The 19960-nt window shown below is 44.7% G+C and carries 19 protein-coding genes and 1 pseudogene; 13 read left to right on the forward strand and 7 right to left on the reverse strand.

Annotated elements, in window-relative coordinates; genetic code table 11:
* Positions 1–453: 453 nt before the first annotated feature.
* The 3 genes from ltrA (at position 454) to MKY12_RS09950 (ending at position 2668) form a co-directional block, all read left to right on the forward strand.
* Positions 454–1701, forward strand: coding sequence for a group II intron reverse transcriptase/maturase (ltrA, locus tag MKY12_RS09940; RefSeq protein ID WP_339313603.1), 1248 nt, complete (start codon positions 454–456; stop codon positions 1699–1701).
* Positions 1702–1840: 139 nt separating this feature from the next.
* Positions 1841–2197 (forward strand): group II intron maturase-specific domain-containing protein, encoded by a 357-nt coding sequence (locus tag MKY12_RS09945; protein WP_339255451.1) that lies wholly within the window; start codon positions 1841–1843, stop codon positions 2195–2197.
* 231 nt (positions 2198–2428) lie between these two features.
* Complete coding sequence (locus MKY12_RS09950) at positions 2429–2668, forward strand: AAA family ATPase (RefSeq protein ID WP_339255453.1); 240 nt, start codon at positions 2429–2431, stop codon at positions 2666–2668.
* 304 nt (positions 2669–2972) lie between these two features.
* On the opposite strand, the gene MKY12_RS09955 is transcribed toward MKY12_RS09950, so the two are convergent.
* The 6 genes from MKY12_RS09955 to MKY12_RS09980 all read right to left on the reverse strand — a co-directional run bounded on the left by MKY12_RS09955 (position 2973) and on the right by MKY12_RS09980 (position 8072).
* Entirely contained in the window at positions 2973–3194 is a 222-nt protein-coding gene (locus tag MKY12_RS09955; protein WP_339255455.1) for a DUF4238 domain-containing protein, read from the reverse strand.
* 98 nt (positions 3195–3292) lie between these two features.
* Positions 3293–4003: a hypothetical protein gene (locus MKY12_RS09960; RefSeq protein ID WP_339255457.1), complete on the reverse strand. Its 711-nt coding sequence runs from the start codon at positions 4001–4003 to the stop codon at positions 3293–3295.
* A gap of 497 nt (positions 4004–4500) precedes the next feature.
* Positions 4501–5289, reverse strand: a complete 789-nt coding sequence (locus tag MKY12_RS09965; protein WP_339255459.1) for a hypothetical protein — start codon at positions 5287–5289, stop codon at positions 4501–4503.
* Between the two features lie 456 nt (positions 5290–5745).
* Positions 5746–6366 (reverse strand): PIN-like domain-containing protein, encoded by a 621-nt coding sequence (locus tag MKY12_RS09970; RefSeq protein ID WP_339255461.1) that lies wholly within the window; start codon positions 6364–6366, stop codon positions 5746–5748.
* Between the two features lie 4 nt (positions 6367–6370).
* Positions 6371–6880 (reverse strand): PIN-like domain-containing protein, encoded by a 510-nt coding sequence (locus MKY12_RS09975; protein ID WP_339255463.1) that lies wholly within the window; start codon positions 6878–6880, stop codon positions 6371–6373.
* Between the two features lie 436 nt (positions 6881–7316).
* Positions 7317–8072, reverse strand: coding sequence for a hypothetical protein (locus MKY12_RS09980; RefSeq protein ID WP_339255465.1), 756 nt, complete (start codon positions 8070–8072; stop codon positions 7317–7319).
* A gap of 763 nt (positions 8073–8835) precedes the next feature.
* Here MKY12_RS09980 and MKY12_RS09985 point away from each other — a divergent pair.
* Both MKY12_RS09985 and MKY12_RS09990 read left to right on the forward strand, forming a co-directional pair.
* On the forward strand, positions 8836–9531 hold the full coding sequence (locus tag MKY12_RS09985; RefSeq protein WP_339255467.1) for a thioredoxin domain-containing protein: 696 nt from the start codon (positions 8836–8838) through the stop codon (positions 9529–9531).
* Positions 9532–9562: 31 nt separating this feature from the next.
* Positions 9563–9991, forward strand: coding sequence for a hypothetical protein (locus MKY12_RS09990; RefSeq protein WP_339255469.1), 429 nt, complete (start codon positions 9563–9565; stop codon positions 9989–9991).
* Between the two features lie 73 nt (positions 9992–10064).
* Here MKY12_RS09990 and MKY12_RS09995 read toward each other — a convergent pair whose 3' ends face one another.
* On the reverse strand, positions 10065–10628 hold the full coding sequence (locus MKY12_RS09995; protein ID WP_339255471.1) for a hypothetical protein: 564 nt from the start codon (positions 10626–10628) through the stop codon (positions 10065–10067).
* Positions 10629–11105: 477 nt separating this feature from the next.
* On the opposite strand from MKY12_RS09995, the pseudogene MKY12_RS10000 reads away from it, so the two are divergent.
* From MKY12_RS10000 to cydC, 8 genes and pseudogenes are all read left to right on the forward strand, one after another.
* Positions 11106–11258, forward strand: a pseudogene (locus tag MKY12_RS10000) (Na+/H+ antiporter subunit E); the annotation flags it as partial.
* Positions 11258–11551, forward strand: a complete 294-nt coding sequence (locus MKY12_RS10005) for a Na(+)/H(+) antiporter subunit F1 (RefSeq protein ID WP_036725027.1) — start codon at positions 11258–11260, stop codon at positions 11549–11551. The pseudogene MKY12_RS10000 and the gene MKY12_RS10005, both read left to right, overlap by 1 nt.
* Positions 11541–11900 (forward strand): monovalent cation/H(+) antiporter subunit G, encoded by a 360-nt coding sequence (gene mnhG, locus MKY12_RS10010; protein ID WP_081751132.1) that lies wholly within the window; start codon positions 11541–11543, stop codon positions 11898–11900. Before MKY12_RS10005 ends, mnhG begins: the two co-directional genes overlap by 11 nt.
* A 388-nt stretch (positions 11901–12288) precedes the next feature.
* A complete protein-coding gene (locus tag MKY12_RS10015; RefSeq protein WP_339255473.1) occupies positions 12289–13821 on the forward strand; it encodes a carboxylesterase family protein in 1533 nt (510 codons plus the stop codon).
* A gap of 278 nt (positions 13822–14099) precedes the next feature.
* On the forward strand, positions 14100–15467 hold the full coding sequence (locus MKY12_RS10020; RefSeq protein WP_339313604.1) for a cytochrome ubiquinol oxidase subunit I: 1368 nt from the start codon (positions 14100–14102) through the stop codon (positions 15465–15467).
* Positions 15464–16477: a cytochrome d ubiquinol oxidase subunit II gene (locus MKY12_RS10025; protein WP_209878021.1), complete on the forward strand. Its 1014-nt coding sequence runs from the start codon at positions 15464–15466 to the stop codon at positions 16475–16477. Before MKY12_RS10020 ends, MKY12_RS10025 begins: the two co-directional genes overlap by 4 nt.
* Entirely contained in the window at positions 16478–18238 is a 1761-nt protein-coding gene (cydD, locus tag MKY12_RS10030; protein WP_339313605.1) for a thiol reductant ABC exporter subunit CydD, read from the forward strand.
* A complete protein-coding gene (gene cydC, locus MKY12_RS10035; RefSeq protein ID WP_339255479.1) occupies positions 18235–19956 on the forward strand; it encodes a thiol reductant ABC exporter subunit CydC in 1722 nt (573 codons plus the stop codon). Before cydD ends, cydC begins: the two co-directional genes overlap by 4 nt.
* The last annotated feature ends 4 nt before the right edge of the window (positions 19957–19960 follow it).

Genomic DNA, 19960 nt, shown 5'->3' on the forward strand with positions numbered 1-19960 from the left:
CGGAGGCTTCAAACCACCTTAAGCTGCTACGGTCAAAAGCCGTGGTGGTGAGCGTTAAGGAAAAGGCAGAGCGAGACTCTGTCAGGTGAGTGCTATGGAGACGAACACAAGTCAATGGCTGATAAAGTGTCGAAAGCGTAGGGACGTCATCAAAACCGGGAGGGAGTCGTTGGCCCGGGATAAGTCTGGAGGAAACCTGTTTACTGTCCAGATGGTGGCCGGCATGAAGGCGGCGTGAACTTAGCACAGGCTCTTGTTCGGAACGTGGGAACCTACGACTCCGATGACAATGGAAAAATCCAAGCGGAAATCCCGCAAGGGTGAAAGTACAGATGCGGAGTATAGGGGCGGAATAGCCCGTAGTAGCGATGAACCTACTGAAAAGGTGGCGGAGCGAAGGGGCTGTGTTATCCTGTTTTGAAAATACGTCAACCGCGAAAGTGGGAGGAACAAATGGACAAAACAAAGCCGTATGAAATCTCAAGGCATGCCGTCTGGGAAGCGTACAAGCTGGTCAAAGCGAACCAAGGAGCGGCCGGAGTCGATGAACAGTCGATACAGAAGTTCGAAGAAAACCTGAAAGACAATCTCTATAAAATCTGGAATCGGATGTCCTCAGGAAGCTATTTCCCACCGCCAGTTAAAGCGGTAGAAATACCGAAGAAAAACGGCGGTGTAAGGATATTGGGAATCCCAACGGTATCGGATCGAATCGCGCAAATGACAGTCAAACTGTACGTTGAACCGTTAGTGGAACCTATTTTCCACCCGGATTCGTATGGGTACAGACCAGCGAAATCCGCGATTGATGCGGTTCGAGTGACGCGAACGCGATGTTGGAAATATGACTGGGTGCTGGAATTTGACATCAAAGGTCTGTTCGACAATATCGACCATGAGTTGCTGATGAAAGCGGTGAAGAAACATACGGACTGCGCGTGGGTGGCTCTCTACATCGATAGATGGTTAACGGCTCCCTTCCAAATGAAGGACGGGAGCAAGAAAGAGAGAACCTCCGGCACACCCCAGGGAGGTGTCATCAGTCCGGTACTTGCGAATCTGTTCATGCACTACACGTTCGATATCTGGATGACAAAAAAGCATCCCCAAAATCCGTGGGCAAGATATGCGGACGATGCAGTGATTCACTGTCAAACGAAAGAAGAGGCTGAACAACTGCTAGAGCGGCTCAAGGAACGGTTCAAAGATTGCAAACTCGAACTGCATCCGGATAAAACGCGGATTGTCTATTGCAAAGATGATGACCGGAAAGGCGATCATACAGAGATCAAGTTCGATTTCTTGGGATACACCTTTCGACCAAGACGATCAAAGAACCGGTTCGGGAAATATTTCATCAACTTTACGCCAGCCGTAAGCAACAAGGCGAGCAAAGCGATGAGACAGACGATTAGAGGATGGCGGATGCACCTGAAACCGGATCTGGATATTGAGGATTTATCAAAAATGTTCAATGCTTCCGTCAGGGGTTGGATCAACTACTATGGCCACTTTTATAAGTCGCAACTCTACCCCGTATTACGCCATATGAACGATGCGCTTGTGATGTGGGCTCGGCGGAAATACAAGAAGCTCGAGCGACACAAGACCAAAGCCATTCGATGGTTGGGGCAACTGGCGAGGAACATTCCCAAACTGTTTGCACATTGGAGATTGGGCATACTGCCCTCGGCTGGATAATGGGAGCCGGATGAGCCGAAAGGTTCACGTCCGGTTCTGAGAGGGCCTGAGGGTGCGATTCCCTCGGGCTACTCACCTCGTCGTGGTCTGTAAAACCAAGAAGGATGCCGAACATGCGTATGAACTCATCCGCAGAATTATGGAACGTCTAGAGCTTACGCTACATCCAACCAAAACCCGCATTGTAGGCCTGTGGACAGGAGAAGAGGGATTCGACTTCTTAGGAATGCACCACCGAAAAACGAAAGCAGAAACTTCTCAAGGGAAGGTGTACTATACCACACAACAGTGGCTAACGAAGAAGGCAGAGGAACGTATCCGAGGCGTGGTCAAAGAAAGATTAGCACCGCCCGGCATGCGCTGGAAATCGTTCGTGGAACACGTGGAATGGCTCAATCCCAAGATTCAAGGATGGAGAAATTATTACTACACGAACTACAGCCAAAAGAGGTTAGCAAAGCTGGATTGGTATATTCTGCAGCGATTAACCCGGTAGTACACGAAGAAGAGACAACGAGGAAGATGGATGAAATCCCGGTCAGAAGTTAGATATTTGAACATCCAATATGGACTAAAAACGCTATTGTAATCTGCATGCCCATGAATGACAAACATCGGAAAGCCGTATGAGGGAAAAACTCACGTACGGTTTGATGAGGAGGGGCTGAATTTGTTCAGCCCTTTACTCTAGTCCGTTATGACATATATACATTCAAGGAGTGAGATTATGCGGATTAAGGAACTCAAAATAAGCAATTTCAGAAATTTCGATGAAGAAATTACAATCGTTCCGAAAGTAGTAAATGGGATGGATATGGTCGTCCTAGTAGGTGGAAATAACGCAGGAAAAACAAGTATCTTAACGATCCTGCATTATCTTTTCAATCCTGAACGGTCCATTCGGACTCTAGAATTTCAAGAGACCGATTTCTATAATATAGATGAACCAATTACCGTTTCAAAATGAGGTGAAACTGGTGGGGAATTTACACTTCTGAGAATAAAATTTTTTATCCTATTTGTTCGAAAATGTTGAGTACAGATGAAGATGTTAAAATCTGTCTTCCCCAGCGCGTTTTGATAGAATGATGCATCTCCGTTTCTGAGTAACTTTAAGTAGGGCGTACCCATACTTTCGATTTTACTATGAAGTTCTTCTTCCATATTATTAATAAACACCTCAATGCGCTCATTCACTTCTTCCGAAGCTATCCCTTTCTGCTCAAGAAATCGTTTTAAATCAAAAATCTTATTGAACTGCGTAATCCAATTTATTCAGGCCCAAAACCATCTATGAATAATTTTGTTATCATCTCAATATCAAGTGAAGTAAGTTCATCTAAACGGTAAAAGTCACGGATGTTTGCAACATCTCTAGCGCTGACAGGGAAAATCTTATTTTTCCGTAAACAATAAAGTTTTTGATTTTCATCTTCCCACGCAGTCAAATAATGCCGCCAAATGTAATGTTGTTTTCGCTTTTTTTCTTCCATATGATCACCTTTTTCAGTGGATATAACTTATCTTTTACATTGTTCACTTCCATATTATAACATTTAATTGATGTGATAAATCTGCTGCGATAATAATGTTATGTTGATGATTTTATATTTTCGCTGTAATCAAATACTGTTTGAGTCACCTCATTGAAAAGCTCTATAATCAATTTACAAGAAGACTCTAGTGTCTCTTTAGTAATTCGCTCATCATGTTCTTTTCCTTTTTTAAAAGCAGGAAAGCTAAATGATTGTTTTCCAGTTATAAAACTAAGTTCACTGATTGGAAGTATATGTTTTCTATGCTTGTTCATATTATTTATGTCTCCAATATAAACGTAGATATCTTCTAGTTTCTCATTTATCTTATCCATAATATTTTTCATAGAATTATCAGATTCTATTTTTTCTTTGATTTTATGAAAGTACAAATTGTTGGGAAGAGAATCTTGAGGAAATAAAGCTTTATGCAAAAAATGTGCGTAAGTATCGAAGAAGCTATGTACCGTGCCGAAAAAATCCAATGTAATCTTACTCATAAAAATTTCCGCAGGTTGCTCCGCATAATAATAATCTATTCTTAATAAACTTGATGGCAACTCAAAAGGCTTTCCTTTTTCGAATTCCTTCAACCAGTTTTCATTTTTTTTATTTAGTTCGTTTTGAATATAATAATAAGAGTTTAAATTCAAAATTGAAAAATACACTTTCTCCTGTGCAGTCTTTAAGTAATCGATTGCTTCAATATTCCATTTTTGTTTCCACTTATCTAAGACTTTAAGAGAAAAGCTGAATTGTTCGCTCAAAATATATCACCTTCCAGTAAAGAATTGGTTGTAGCTATTCCTCTATCGTCATCAAAATCCACTTGTCACACGTTTCAACTTTGGTAAGAAATCTTTGTTTTATTTAATCCTGATATAATCATTCGAACTACTCAATATGTATTGTTGACAAAAATATAATGGATAATAACTTGTTTGCTCTGAAAAGTCTTTTCATAGATGGGTGATCGTAAAGTATATACAAGAAATGGTGAACTAAGAGATGAGGGGATGAATAACGTTTAATCACAATAGAAGCAGAACTGAAAACAGAGCAATATTATTAATAATCACTTGGTAGACATATGAATGGGGAATTATTTATGTTGAAAATAATTAATGGTTACAGTACCACAGCAATTAACTAAGCACAGCAATAATTTACGTCCAAACGTTTTTAACGTTTGGACGTAAATTCTTTAATAGGAAAGAAGAAACGACGACCAAGGCATAATTAACCGAGCTTAAGTTGCCGCTATTTATTTATATATATCCATACAAAATAACAGCCGTTTGGCTTCAGAAGGCAGGTTGAGCGATATGAGTTGTTCGTATATCGCTTGAATGATTTTGGTATCATTTACACCTTGAGATTGACAGTCACGAATAAATCCGAAAAAACCTGTTGGCTCCGATTTAGCAATATAGAGCTGCAACAGTTTAACCATCGTAATGGGTATCTCCTTCAGGTGCCACGGATGAGGAGTTGCTTTATAAAAGAATTTATCTCGTGCTGTAACCCCCAATCCATCAATAGTGTTTAAAATTAATTCATTCTGTCTTATCGTTCGTGCCTCTTGTATGTATTCATACCCGTCAAGAATGGGCTGGAATCCGAAGTGCTGCATAGCATTCTCACGTACCTCGTTCTTCTGCTGGTACCATTTCTTTTTATCAAAATACTCATTATCTTCCTCGTTGTGATCTTGCTCTTCCAAATAATCTATATATTCTTCTTTGGATTCAAACTCGTTCAGTAGAAGATCTTCATGACCAGAAAAATGAAGAGTGAAAAAATCTCTGATATTTTTAGCAACTATTTTAATACAGTTCCCAAAATCCATCGGGTCGACGCGAACAATAGGCGCCAAACTTAAATCAGTTACGGAACTGAAGTCTGTCAAGAAAGAAAAGTGAATGCCGTCCATACCTGTACGTGCAAACATGATCGAGTCGATTGGGGAGGTTCTATACCCACCATTATCATTTGGATCGAATTGTAGAAAATAACCTGTAGGTGTCTCCAAGTAAGAAATGCTTTGTTTCATTACCTTCTCCCAGGCTATGATCTCTTCTAGCAAGGGCGTTATGCCAGTGGAATGAAGCATTATTCTGTACACCTCTAACTTTTTAATATTTATTATTACAGTCAACTGATACACAACTATAGCTTATCGGCGATTTAAAGTGCCTCCGAACGTACAGATTATCCGTAAGGATGTTCTTCAATAACGGAAGTGGACCTGATTAGTTGGGGAAACGAGGTGAATAAGACTAAAATCTTACTCGCCTCATTGCTATGAATCTAATGTAGCCGCATATCTTGGTATCGCGGGTGGTTACAATGTACACAAAATGAACCCTCTTTTAAAATGGTAAATGGTCTTCCGTCTCAGTTTCTTTATCGTCTTCATAATATTGTTGGGAAACTAATATTGCCTCAAAACCGCCGATGCTGAAATCAATTGATTTTTTTTGAATGATGTAATTATGCTCTTCAAATGTTACTGTACATTTAATATTAATCCAACCGTTATAATAATCTCCTGATTGTGACGATCGATATAATAATCAGAGAAAGCACTTTCCGATATTTGAACAATAATCTTTGTACTAAAATAGCCTACGATAATGACTGTAGAATCTGCTTCATCTATGTTGAAAGACTCTATGTCAATGTCATAATCTAAATATTCTAAAATTTCAACATCCGATAACGGATTATCCAAATAATCCTGTAAGTCACCACTATGAATGAGGTAGCTAGTAAGAGCCAAACGATCATCCAAAACTACATCCCAACCGCCACCAAGTTCAATGCATTGAGAAGTGAATTCCTCCTGCTCCATACGGAGTTTGATCCACCGAGGATCTGTATATCCATAAAGTTGATTTACATATTGAATAAACATTGATAAGTTCAACATGATAAATGAATTTTTGCTATATTCTCCAAACTCATTAAGTAATTCTTTGCGTGGTTCAATAGGCTTTTTGTCATCATCGAGAGCCCACCAGTCTTCCTTTGCGTCGTTAGTAATAAAAATAACCGATTTTTCCGATGATCCTGCATGATGAAGAATTTGTTTCCAAATCAGCAGATCTCCATATTTTTCTAAACTCATTTCGTCAGGTGAAGGGGGGGCCGACCCTGTCGGATATTTCAATGACCTTTAAAAATTGTGTTGTTTTGTCAGTTTCCAGCATTAACTTATTCTTTTGAATTTCAGCCTGAATTTCTGTTTGATAGTTAGCTGCTTCTTCATCGACTTCGGATAATTTTGCTAGAATCAAAGCATTTAGTTCATTGATTTTGGGGTAATTATTGCCTTTATATTGGATAAACTGTTTTTCTAGAGAGTTTCGGGCATTTACAGTAGTTTGCTTTATTTGTTTGGTAACCTCGCTATACTTTTCTTCCGCCGTTTTTTTTACGTGGCGGTAATTTTTCATATATTCTTCTTTAACCTGGGCGGGAATCCATACAGATTTTTGGATGCCTCTGAGGATAGTTAAAATAGCTTCCTGATCGGAAGTGGACTTCCTGTGTATTTCAAGAAAACAGTTTGTATCTAAAATCACATCTGGGGAGTCTGACCACATGTCTTCAAACTGTTCATATGATACATCAATCGTCATTTATATTTCTCCTCTATGTCGAATGTTATTCCTTCATTGTAATAAGGATGGTGGCGGTAGCGACTTAAGTACCTTCTACCAATTCAAGAATGAAAGGCCTCTCGCTTTCATTCTCTATCTTTAAGTAAGAACGGTTTAATTCATTTTAAAAAAGCATTCAGCCCCATTTATGAGAATAATTTAATAGTCACATAGTACAGTGAATTGATGGGATCAAAAAGGATCTCTGAGACAACTTCAGCATCCAATACTCGTGTAGGTTTAATGCCTGGATATGTTTTTTGATGAAATCATTATAGTTACCCCAAAAAAGCATCATGAATAGGCGATGAGAGGGCATCTCTTTTACTTTTTTAGTTCCATAGCATACTGGTTTTTCGTGAGCTTGAAGCTCCGTTCAATAACACAATGAGAGCTTTCTTCAAACGAATCCCCATCAAATAATATTTGCTTCTACACCTACAACGTCAGCAGCCACCTTATTTATCAACGAAGAATCAATTTTTGAAATCTCATGCAAATATGCTTTGTTAAACCTTGGATTATAGATACCTAATTTCTTCACATCATAAAACTCACTATGTATTGAACGAATACCTAAAATGTAATACATCAATAATTGCAAAGTATGTCCAGTCGTTGGCTTATTTTTTGAGACCTTGAAATCCCATAGGGTATCTTCGGTGAGAAAGTCTCCATCGCCTGGTGTGTACCCAAATTTAAAAGTGAAGCCTTCTTTGATGATTCGCCCATATTGTTCGAAAAAGGCAAGACTACGATATACCATGGTGCGAATATTGAAAACTGTTTTTTCGTCTGCATGAATATCATCCACATTCTTATATCCAATAATCCCCACTCTAGCGCATACATCATACCCCACAAGTTTGCATGCAGATCTTATTGATAAATCATCCAATCCCCGCACTCTAGACAGTAAGAAATCAGCATCTTCTTTTTCGTCAATAATTGATGCACCAAATAGTGAAATATCAAATGCCTGGTCCGCAGGAGTCCCCATTGTATAACGAGTCAAATAATCAACTGCTGTTCCGACTAAAACCGCATTAATGTTCTCTTCAGGGTAGAGTTCAATCCCGTCATCAAATATTATTTCATCAAAATCTTTTGGTTTCAGGTAGCCTCCATAAGGCTGCTTAATTTGTGCAATCCTTTGTGTGACTGATGTCATGAGACGCACTCCTTAGTCCATTTTTTTGCTTCCCATTATATAGTAAACTAACATTAACACATATTGGAAGTGTTTTTCCCATTTACTCAACGAAGGTTCAGTATTTCTATAACTTAATTCAAAGGTAGTGCTTTTCATTATATAGAGGATGGAGTATGTCGTAATGTACTATTTAAAGTCGAAGGTCGACGGTTACACTAAAAACCTGATTATTTGTACACCACTTCAGCAAGAGCAACCTACGACATTCCAAGAAGATTCACAAAATTCATAATAGCGACGCTAGCTTTTTTAATCTTTCTGAGCAAGGGCCTTAAAATCTTCTTTTGTTTTAACGTCAACGCTTTCAAGAAAGACATACTACTCTGGACTAGAATCACTCCTATTTGGTAGGGAAATGACTTAGTGGTCTTGTAGGTTTCAATCTCGTGAACGCTCCAGCTATTTAGGACAGCGTATTCCAAGAATCTTTGGACAGTATGCGATAGCGGAAACTGAAAAGTGCTAAGTAAGTCAGAAAAGCAAAAAAAATTTGGGTGTGTCAAAATACGACAGCATCTATCAAAAATGAAATGTTATATTGAGTCTATAAAACATTATGGAAATATATTTTAATATATTCCAATGAAATGGAAGTGATGCTCTGAGATTAAGATGGAAATCTGTCGTAATTTCAATTTTGATTGAGGCATAGAAGTAATAATTACTTCCTTGGTAATCAACTCACAATATCCGTAAACCTATTAAATTTGAGAGGTTAGAAATGAAGAGCAAAAAAAGAGTAATAATTCTTCCTGTGTTAGCCATTATTGTTGTATTGGCTGGACTGTTTTTTTTAAAAGGAATAAGTTCAGCTCAAAAAGGAGATATTGAGGCACTCCCAGCGCTTATGGATGCTAAGGGTAAGATTGAACTCTCAGTTGGGGATTTTAAATTGGAGAAGCAGCCAACTTTAGGAAATCCTGATGCAAAAGTAAAAGTCATTGAGTTTATTGATTTCAAATGTCCTTCTTGTGCTCAATGGGATAAAGAAAACTTTCCGCGCTTTAAGCAAGAGTTTATTGATAGTGGAAAAGTGCAATTTTATGTTATTAATTTCCCGTTTCTTGGACCAGATTCAATTGAAGCAGCCTTAGCGGCTGAGTCCATTTATAATCAAAATCCAGAAAAATATTGGGAGTTCAAACGAAAATTATATTTAAATCAGGGAAACGAGAAAGGTATATGGGCTACAGAAAAGTTTTTATTGAATTTTGTTAAGAAAAATATTGAAGGTATAAACCTAGACCAATTTAAAAAAGATTTAAATAATTACACGTATTTGTTAGATGTTAAAGAAGATTTCAAAATTTCTGCTGCAAATGGAGTTTATGGGACACCTACTTTTATTGTTAATGGAGTTGCAGTAAGTGGAGATTATGAGCCATTAAAAGCAGTTATAACACAGCAATTAGAATAGAAAATTGGATACTAAAGAGGAGGAATTTAATATGTTAAGAAGTTTCTTTAATAAGAAAAAGTTTAGTGCTGTTCTTTTGAGTATCGTTTTTGTATTCATTACAGCAATCCCTTCAGCTAATGCGTATACTACAGGGACATGTGCTACATTAACAACCTGTTATACAGCGGCATTTACATCAAGCGATAGTTTTGTCCAGACTCAAGCTGTGTATCTAACACAAGGTCAAGGATATCAATTTGGGTTTTATAATAACGGAAGTGTTCACAATATGGCGCTTGGCATTTACAGATATCCAGACTACACTCTGGTTGTTGGTCCGAAGGGAATCTTATATAATGAAACAGGAAATTTAAACTTTTATGGACAAGCACCTTCAGATGGGTATTATTACGCTAGGGTACAATGTGGTGGTTCAGGCCAAGTGGGATGTTCTGGGTATGCTTGGATAGCGAAGTGATTATAAGATAGTGAAGTATTGAAAAGGACAAACCTAATGACTCCAACCAGTCTAAGGTCTGTCCTTTTCAATTTTACTTAGCTTGATTTGAACTTAGAGCAGGTATCATTGAATTAATTACCTTTATATAGTTGTCGACATTGGCATCCTCGAATTGTCTGAAGTTAATAAAGTAAATCATATCCCCTTTTATGAATCTTACATAATTAGGTATTTTATCAGGTAAGTCGTAAATATATGTGACTGCAATACCCGATACGTTTATTATCTTTTCATGCTGATTTGGAGAGAACTTTGGACCAGTTTTCGGCCTGATATTTAGCATTTGAGTTACAACAAGGACCTTCCTTAAGTTTTTATTATGGTAACTAACTGTTAAAGTTTTTGGAATCTCATCCAAGGATGTTTCAATGTCAGTTACTTTAAAAGGAATTTCTTTGGGAAGTAAGACTTTGCGATCGAATTTCTTTTCAAACAATGCGACTGTTTGATCGGAAGTCTTTCCATCAACTTTATCCAGCGATTCGTGAATCGAAGTTGAATTTGTGAAACTATTCGTATTCACGATGGAATACTGATTACTTAGCAAAGATCCGAAAATTAACGATGTACAGATTATTAAATTAGTTAAATTCAAATTGCATTCCTCCTTTTTCAATTATTATGTCAATATATTTCCTTTTTATTCTTTGCGTAGTCACTGCATTCTAAATAGTGGGCGTAAGAAAAAGCATGAGCATCTCTTGTGCTGTAGTTATGTCAGATGCTGATCTTTGCTCTCTAAAAATAAAATAAAATAAGGTTATAACTGCCGTTAATTGATAAAACAAAACGCTTCTAGCCTTTTCAATCAATTGCACCGTGAGACTATCGTCAGCACCACTCAATCCGATTAGATGAATATAAATGATTCCAACCAACCAGTGTTGTTCTCTTAAGCTCTCCGAAAGCTGACCACAGATATACGTAAAGCCACACAAGTATTACAAGTGCTAAAAGTATCCCTCGTAATGTTGTTGTTAAGATGACATAAAGCCGCTCTAATAGATGAATTAATGTCATGGTAGGTCCTGCGATCAGATAAACAATGATCCAAATAAACATAAATCTTAGCCTGATTTGTCTGACACCGGGAACCCTGACTCTTGATGTGTCGAAGGATGGCAAGACGCTGTACATTCATGCTATTGATATTAAAGATGCACAGCTGCTGGTCACGCAGATTAGAGGTACTTTCGAACGAGCGATCAGGGAGGTGACCCGTTAATGATCCCAGTTATGCTAACCGTGGCCATGATTATTCTGGCTCTGGCGATGCTGGCCTGCCTGTTCCGTCTCCTGAAAGGGCCAACCCGCTCCGACAGGGTTGCCGCACTCGATACGATCGGCATTCATGTACTCGCTATGATAACCGTCTTCAGTATGCTGCTGGATACCCAGGATTTTATAGAAGTCATTCTGGTTATCGGGATACTGACGTTTATTGGTACTACGGCACTGGCCAGATATATTGAACGGGGAGCCGTTATAGAGGATGGAGGGAACCCCAATGACAGGTGAACTGATTAGCTCTATTCTTGTGGTAATGGGTGCAGTCTTCTGCGGCTTAAGTGCCTTCGGCTTAGTCCGGCTGCCCGATGTCTATCTGCGTTCACATGCGGCTACCAAAAGTGCAACCTTCGGGGTATTGTGTTTACTGACAGGAGGTTTCCTGTACTTTTGGTTCAAAGACGGAACGGTTAATGTCAAGCTTCTGCTGGCGATTGTATTTGTATTCATCACTTCACCGGTAGCAGGTCACTTAAATGGCCGGGCTGCCTACCGTTCCGGAGTGCCCTTATGGAAGGGAAGCGTTCAGGATGACCTGAAGGTGCTGGGGGAAGAAAGCAAGGAAACGTCTGTAAAATAATAGTTAATCGCTGAATTCTTTATAGGAAGCGTGGGAACCAGGTTACATGGGGTGAATCTCGTTTATCTGTAGAGAAGGCTGTTATCGTAGCTTGTTCCAGTGGTGCTGTGCTATTGAAGCACGGCATATACAGAAGGATGCCGCGTTAAATATAACGGCTAAGGCGCGGCTGCAAGAGCTGTGTTGGAAGCTTCCCAATCATCACTTCTTATCAGAAGCCTTAAAGGCCATTAAAGCATGATCATCCAAACGGCTCGTTCTCGGTAGCATGGAGCACAAGCATGTTAGAATAGATCAATTATGGCCCTGCTTAGATCATTGTTTTGGGGCAAGGGGTCTATTAGAATTTGGGGGTAAGCAACGATGTGGATGTAAAGGAGACGGTAATATGCTTAGAATGGTCAATGTGGAGAATGGCACGGTAAAAGGCTTGCCCGCAGCCGATCCCCGGATTACGAGCTTCAAGGGAATACCGTTTGCAGCACCGCCTGTAGGGGAGAACCGCTGGCGGGCACCGCAGCCTGCCGAAGACTGGGAGGGTGTACTTCAGGCCCACGAGTTCGCACCGGTCTCCATGCAGGTCAGACAGGAGCTGGATGATAACAATATCTATACCCGTGAGTGGGCGGTGGAGCCTGACATTGCGATGAGCGAGGATTGCCTGTACCTGAACGTATGGACTCCGGCCAAACAGACGGACGAGAAGCTACCCGTCTATGTATGGTATTTCGGCGGCGGGCTGCAGGTGGGCCATCCGGCAGAGATGGAGTTCGACGGAGAACGGATTGCCCGCAGAGGGATTGTGGTGGTGACGATTAACTACCGGCTGAATATCTTCGGCTTCCTCTGCCATCCCGAGATTACCGCGGAATCACCGGAGGCGCCTGCCAACTTCGGCAACCTTGACCAGCAGGCCGCTACCCGCTGGGTGAAGCGCAACATTGCTGCGTTCGGCGGTGACCCGGACAACATCACCATCGGCGGGCAGTCAGCGGGCGGCGGCAGTGTCATGAGCCAGCTTACCTCTCCGCAGAACGAAGGATTGTTTCAGCGGGCGATTGTTGAAAGCGGTATCTTCACCGACCTGTATCCGGGAACCCTGCTGCCGCCGCTCCGGGGGATACTGCAGGAGGCAGAGCAGGATGGCATCGAGTTCTTCAAGTACCTGGGTGTATCCACACTTGCGGAAGCGCGGAAGCTGGATGCGGTCTATCTGCGGGACAAGGCAGTAGCACTTGGCGGCTTCTGGGGCACCGTTGCGGACCAGAAGTTCCAGGTGGGGAATCCGTTCGATCTGTTCGTGCAGAATAGACGCTTGAAGGTGCCGGTTATGCTCGGCCATACCTCCTCCGAGTTCTTCAGCACTCCGAAGGTGCAGTCCTACGGGGAGCTCAAGCAGCTTGCGGCGGACATGTTCGGGGAGGATGCGGAGACCTTCCTGAAGCTTAGCGGCGCAAGGCCGGATGCTGTTCAGGAAGCGGCGGAGCGGGCAGCGGTAAGCGGAATCGAATACGCCATCCGGATCGCCGGGCAGGCGAATGCGGATACCGGAAGCGAAACCCCGCTCTATTACTATAATTTCGATGCGGAGATTCCGGGATGGGATAACCCGGGCACCTTCCACTCGGTGGATCTGTGGTTCTTCTTCGAGACGCTGGCCAAGTGCTGGCGGCCGTTTGTCGGCAAGCATTATGATCTGGCCCGCCAGATGTGCAATTATACCGCCCACTTCATCCGTACCGGCGACCCGAACGGACAAGATTCGACAGGCGAAGCATTGCCGCACTGGGAGCCGTACACCCCGGAAGCACCTTACGGGATGCTGTTCGCAGACAAGGCGGAGTTCTCCAGAGAACAACCCGGCGAGATCATGAATTTTCTGGTGCAGCAGTACTTCAAGAAGACTGGCAGTCCGGTCTGAGGGGATTCTGTTCTTGATAGGATCAGCGGCAGTTTAAGACTTTATTTATTGAGTCTTAGATTGCCGCTGTTTTTATTACTGGACAGTCCCGTAGCATGTTATTCTCTATCAAACAATAGCCCGATAGAGTAGTTTCGGCTGTATTCACCAAGATGTAATAAAGAGTTGATGCTTTCATGAACGTTTGAAGGCAAAAAGGTGACCGGAGCCGATTTAGTTAAAATTAAAGATATAATAATTCAAAATATCTACGATTTTTATAAGGAGGCACTAACGTAATGGGCATCGATACCGTGCTGTGGAGCAGACTGGTGACAGGCTTGACACTGGGATTCCACGTTATTTTCGCAACAATTGGCGTTGGGGTTCCGCTGATGATCGCCATTGCTGAATTCATGGGCATACGCAAAAAAGACCCTCACTATACACTGATGGCCAAGAGATGGGCCCGCGGGTTTGTCATTTCTGTGGCCGTGGGCGTGGTGACCGGTACGGCGATTTCGTTGCAGCTGGCCTTGATCTGGCCTAATTTCATGAAGCTGGCCGGTAACGTGATTGCGCTCCCGTTATTTATGGAAGTGTTTGCTTTCTTTTTTGAGGCGATCTTCCTGGGCATTTACCTCTACACCTGGGACCGGTTCAAGAAGCCGTATATCCACTGGCTTCTTACGATCCCGATTGTTGCCGGTGCCGGGATGTCCGCTGTTTTTATCACGACCGTAAACGGGTTCATGAATCAGCCTGAGGGCTTTGCTATGGCCGGAGGGCAATTCACAGCGGTGAATCCGGTGGAGGCGATGCTGAATACAGCGACGTTCTCCAAGGTGTTCCATGTCTTAAGCTCTGCCTATCTGACCGGAGCCGCACTGCTGGCGGGTATCGCCGCGTTTGCACTCCTCAGAAAGGGAGTCTCGGAATACCATAAAAAAGCGCTGAAGCTGATGATGGCTGTGGTGATGGTGTTTGGATTGCTGAACGCTCTGGCTGGAGATACGTCGGCGAAATTTTTGGCTGAGCATCAGCCGGAGAAGCTGGCTGCGGCGGAGTGGCATTTTGAAACGGAAAGCGGAGCAGATTTAATTCTGTTAGGGTGGCTTAACGCAGAGCATGAGGTTCTGGGTGCACTGCACATTCCCAAATTTCTCAGCTTCCTCGCCTTTGGCGATTTTAATGCAGAAGTGACAGGACTGAATGAATTCCCTGCGGATGAGCGGCCGCCGCTCCTGGTTCACTATTTGTTTGATCTGATGGTCGGTGTAGGGTTCGCACTGCTAGGCATTTCATTCCTGTATTTCCTGTTTGTCTTCTGGAAAAAACGCAATGAGCATAACAAATGGCTGCTTCGCGCGATCGCGTTAGGCGCACCGCTTGCCTTTTTGGGAGTCGAGCTAGGCTGGTTCTACGCTGAGATCGGGCGGCAGCCCTGGATCTTAAGGGGATACATGCGTGTAGAAGAGGGGGCTACGACATCACCGAGCGTAAGGATCCTGTTTTTTGTATTCCTGTTGCTGTACATCCTGTTAGGCACGGTATGTGTGCTTGTGCTGCGGCGCATGTTCAAGGACAATCCGGCAGAAACCGAGATGGAGAAGTGGAATCAGCATCCCGGCGGCAAATCAACAGTAAAGGGTGAGCACGCAAAATGAGTTATGAGCTGGTTGGAATTTCAGTGCTCTGGCTGTTTTTATACGGCTATTTAATTGTGGCCTCTATTGATTTTGGAGCCGGGTTCTTTGCCTTTTATGCCCGGCTGACGAAGCAGGATCATCTGATTAACCGTTTGATCTCCCGCTACTTATCGCCAGTCTGGGAGATTACGAATGTCTTTTTCGTCTTTTTTTATATTGGACTTGTCGGCTTCTTCCCGGATACCGCTTATTATTACGGCTCGGCGCTACTTGTTCCGGGAAGCATTGCGCTTATCCTGATCGCGATCCGCGGTTCGTTCTATGCGTTCGAGAATTACGGCTCCAAGAATAACATCGTATATCTGTTCCTGTACGGCGCTTCGGGCCTGCTGATTCCCGCGTCCTTGTCAGTGGCACTTACCCTGTCGGAAGGCGGCTTTATCTTTAAGCGGGGAGAGACCGTGTCTCTGGATTACTGGGCATTGTTCACTAACCCGTTATCCTGGAGCATTGTAGGCTTGGCGATTGTATCGGTGTTGTTCATCAGCGCCTCCTTTTTGGCCTTTTATGCTTCCCGGGCAGAGGATCAACCCGCGCTGAAGCTTATGCGTACTTATGCGCTGTTCTGGAGCACGCCGACCATTGTTATCGCGCTGACGGCCTTTATTTATCTGGGCCAGCACAATGAGCGGCATTTTCAAAATATGATGGATTTATGGTGGCTGCTTGCGCTGTCTGTTGCTTTCTTCATGCTTGCCATGTGGCTGCTGTACAGCGGACGCCGTTACGGGTTGGCGTTCATAAGCATCATGCTGCAATTCCTATGCGCCTTCTTCGCTTACGGAATCGGGCAATATCCTTATATTCTGGACCCGTTCATTACGCTTGAGAACAGCATCACTTCACCGGCTATGGGTCTGGCGCTGGTCATTGTGTTCATCGGGGGTATGTGCTTGCTCATTCCTTCCCTGATTCTGGTGTTCAAGCTGTTCCTCTTTGACGCAGACTATGTGAAAGGAAAGAAATAAATGAAGAGCAAAACAAGTCTGATCGCTGAGCAAATGTCGGGGCAACGAAAACGGCTGGTTATGCTGACCCTCCTGTCGCTCCTGCTCGGCATTGCGATTGTAAGTCAGGCCGGGCTGCTGGCGGAAGCGGTCCAGCGGGTGTTCGTGGAGAAGGCTTCCTTATCCTCGGTTGCTCTGCTGCTCGCTCTTCTGCTGTCAGTGATGGCTATCCGCACTTTGCTGTTATACGGAAATGGAAGAATAGGCTTGGCTATGGCAGCCGCCGCTAAGGCAAATATGCGTTCATCCGTGCTGCAGAAGCTTACCCATGCGTCCATGCCATCAACGCTGCGGGGGCAGACAGGGGGGAAGGTCAGTGTGGCTCTGGATGCAGTGGACGAGGCTGACAGCTATTTCAGTCACTACATGCCGCGGATGGCCGAAGCAGCGATCATCCCGGTTCTGATTCTGGCGGTTACGTTTGTTTTACATGCGAATACCGGCTTCATTCTGTTGTTTACGGCACCGTTCATCCCGCTGTTTATGATTCTGGTGGGACTGCAAACGAAGAACAAATCGGAAGAGAAATATGCGCAGCTTGCAGAATTCTCGGGTACCTTCCTGGATTCGCTGCAAGGGCTGGTGACCTTGAAAATATTTGGGCAATCCCGCCACCAGCAACAGCAGATTGAGCGCAGCAGCCTGGGGTACCGTGACGCGACCATGGATATTCTGAAGGTTGCGTTTACGAATACGTTTATGCTGGAATCGATCGTTATGCTGAGCATCGGGATTGTTGCCCTTGAATTGGCTATTCAGCTGCTTGTATTCAAATCGATGGCGTTCCACACGGCCTTTCTTGTGCTGCTGCTTGTTCCCGAGTTTTTTAACCTGCTCAAGAATACCGGCACCGCTTTTCACAGCGGGCGGACCAGTATGGGGGCGGTCCGTAAGGTGGAGCAGATGCTTGCGGAAATAGGCGGCGGCACCGGTGCACAGCCGGAAGGGGGCGGGCAGTCCTCAGCCAAGCTTCTCAAGATGCCGCCATCCATTGCGCTGGATGATGTGCATTTCCATTATGCACCCGGTTCATTTGAGCTTAAGGCCGGACCCGTCTCCATAGGACCGGGAGAGCATGTTGCGATTGTCGGGCACAGCGGCTCGGGCAAAACAACCTTGCTCCATCTCATTGCCGGGCTGCTGAAGCCGGTATCAGGGACAGTGCTGGTGAACGGAAGCCCGCTGTCGGAGTGGGAGGAAGACTCATGGTTTGAGCAGGTCAGCTATATTACGCAGCACCCCTATATTTTTGCCGGCACCTTCGCTGACAATATCGCCATCGGCGCCGGACGTAAGGTCTCCAGGGATGAAATCAGGCAGGCCGCAGAGGATGCGGGACTTGCACAGCTTGTTGCCGGGCTGGAACAGGGACTCGACACCAATGTCGGAGAAGGGGGCAGGGGATTGTCGGGCGGGGAAAAGCAGCGCCTTGCTTTAGCGCGGGCCTTTTTGAAACGGCCGGCTCTGATCCTGTTCGATGAGCCTACGGTGGGCCTCGACTTGCAGACCGAACAAATCCTGCAAAGCTCCATAACCGCGCTGGCCCAAAAGGCAACCATGATCACAGTCGCGCACCGGTTATATACGATCCGGCAAGCGGATCACATTTTGTTTATGGACCATGGCGTATTAGCGGCGGCAGGACCTCACGACGAGCTCCTTGAACGTGTGCCTCAATATGCCGAGATGGCCCATATTCAGCGAAAAGGAGGTTCAGCATGAACGAGCTGGCGATTTTGTCCAAGGCCATGATAGCAGAGCGTAAGGATATTCTCCTGTCGATTCTGGGAGGGTTTATTGCCGGCGCAGCCGGTGTGGCCCTCTTTTCCGCAAGCGGGTATCTGATTTCACAGACGGTCTTTATGCCGCCGCTCTATACCTTGATTGTTCTTACCGCGCTGGTCAAGCTGCTGGGTCTGCTCCGGGCGGCAAGCCGTTACGGGGAACGCCTGTATTCGCACAGAGCAACCTTTTCCATGCTTAGCCGTTTGCGTACAGGCTTTTTTGCCAGGCTGATCCCGTTAACGCCCGGTATATTGAACAAGAACCGCAGCGGAGATCTGCTTGCGCGTATTGTCGGCGATGTAGAGAGTCTGCAGAATTATTTTTTGCGTGTCGCTTATCCGCCGGTGATCGTCATCACGGTGTTTCTGGCAACCATGGTGTTCAGTGCCTCTTATTCATTCTGGATGGCCTGCTTGTTCGTAATAGGGATGCTGCTGACAGCAGTGGTTGTACCGGGAATCGTATTGGTGGGCCAGCGGGCGATACACGGCCGCGTCCGTAAGCAGCGGGCGCTGCTGTCAACGGAAGTCACCGAGGTCTTGTACGGCTTCCGCGATCTGAAGGTGTACGGGCAATTGCCGCAGCGGGAGCAGCAGCTCCAGGCGGCTTCGGCAGCACTGACAGCAGAGCAGCAGCGTGCAGCAGGTCATCTGCTGCGCGGACAGGCGATGCACACCTTTGTAACCTTTTTTATTTCCTGGGGTGTACTGACGCTTGGGGCCTATCTAATTATGGAGGGTGCGCTGGCTGGCGTGTTTTTAGCGATGCTTGTGATGGCCGCACAGACGGTGTTTGAAGAAGCTGGAGCCATGGCCACTTTGCCAGCCTATAAGCAAGACAGTGAGCATGCGGCCAAAAGGCTGACTGAAACCGTATTGACTGCCACTGATTTACCTGTGCACCCGGACCGCACTCTGCCCGCGGGAAATCCGGTTTCGGTGGAGCTGTCCGGTGTTACGTTCCAATATGATGATGAGTGGCGGCCTGCGCTGACAGAGCTGTCACTGCAGCTCCCGGCAGGCTCCAGAACGGCAGTGGTCGGACCGAGCGGGTCCGGCAAATCCACCCTGATTGATCTGCTGCTCAAGCTGCGCACACCTGCATCCGGGGAGATACGTTTGGGCGGCATTCCGGTACAAGAGCTGGATGAGTCAGGCATTTGGGAAGCTTCGAATGTCGTCTTACAGCAAGGTCATTTTTTCCGTGGAACAGTCCGTGACAACCTGCTGCTGAATGGAGAAGAAGCATCTGACGAAGTATTGTTAGAAGCTCTCGCTAAGGCCCAACTGCCGGATGTGGCATTACATGATGTGGTATTCGAAAAAGGAGAGAACCTGTCCGACGGGGAGAAGCAGCGTCTGGCGCTGGCCCGGGTCATGCTCCGCAAAGGGCGGTTGTGGCTGCTGGATGAACCGACCTCTTCGCTGGATTATGTAACGGAAGAGCGCGTGTTAACCCGTCTCTACGAACAAGCTGCCGGAGATACCTTACTGCTCATTTGCCACCGGCTTACCGGCCTGGAAAGCATGGACAGGATTATCGTCATGGAGCAGGGCAGGGTCATCGAAACAGGTTCATATGCGGAGCTAATGGAGCAACAGGGCTACTTGTACCGTATGAAGCAAATAGAGCTGCAAATGATTGGAGAGCTATAGGCAG

The sequence above is a fragment of the Paenibacillus sp. FSL M7-0896 genome (genome assembly GCF_037975415.1).
Lineage (GTDB): Bacteria > Bacillota > Bacilli > Paenibacillales > Paenibacillaceae > Paenibacillus_AQ > Paenibacillus_AQ silagei.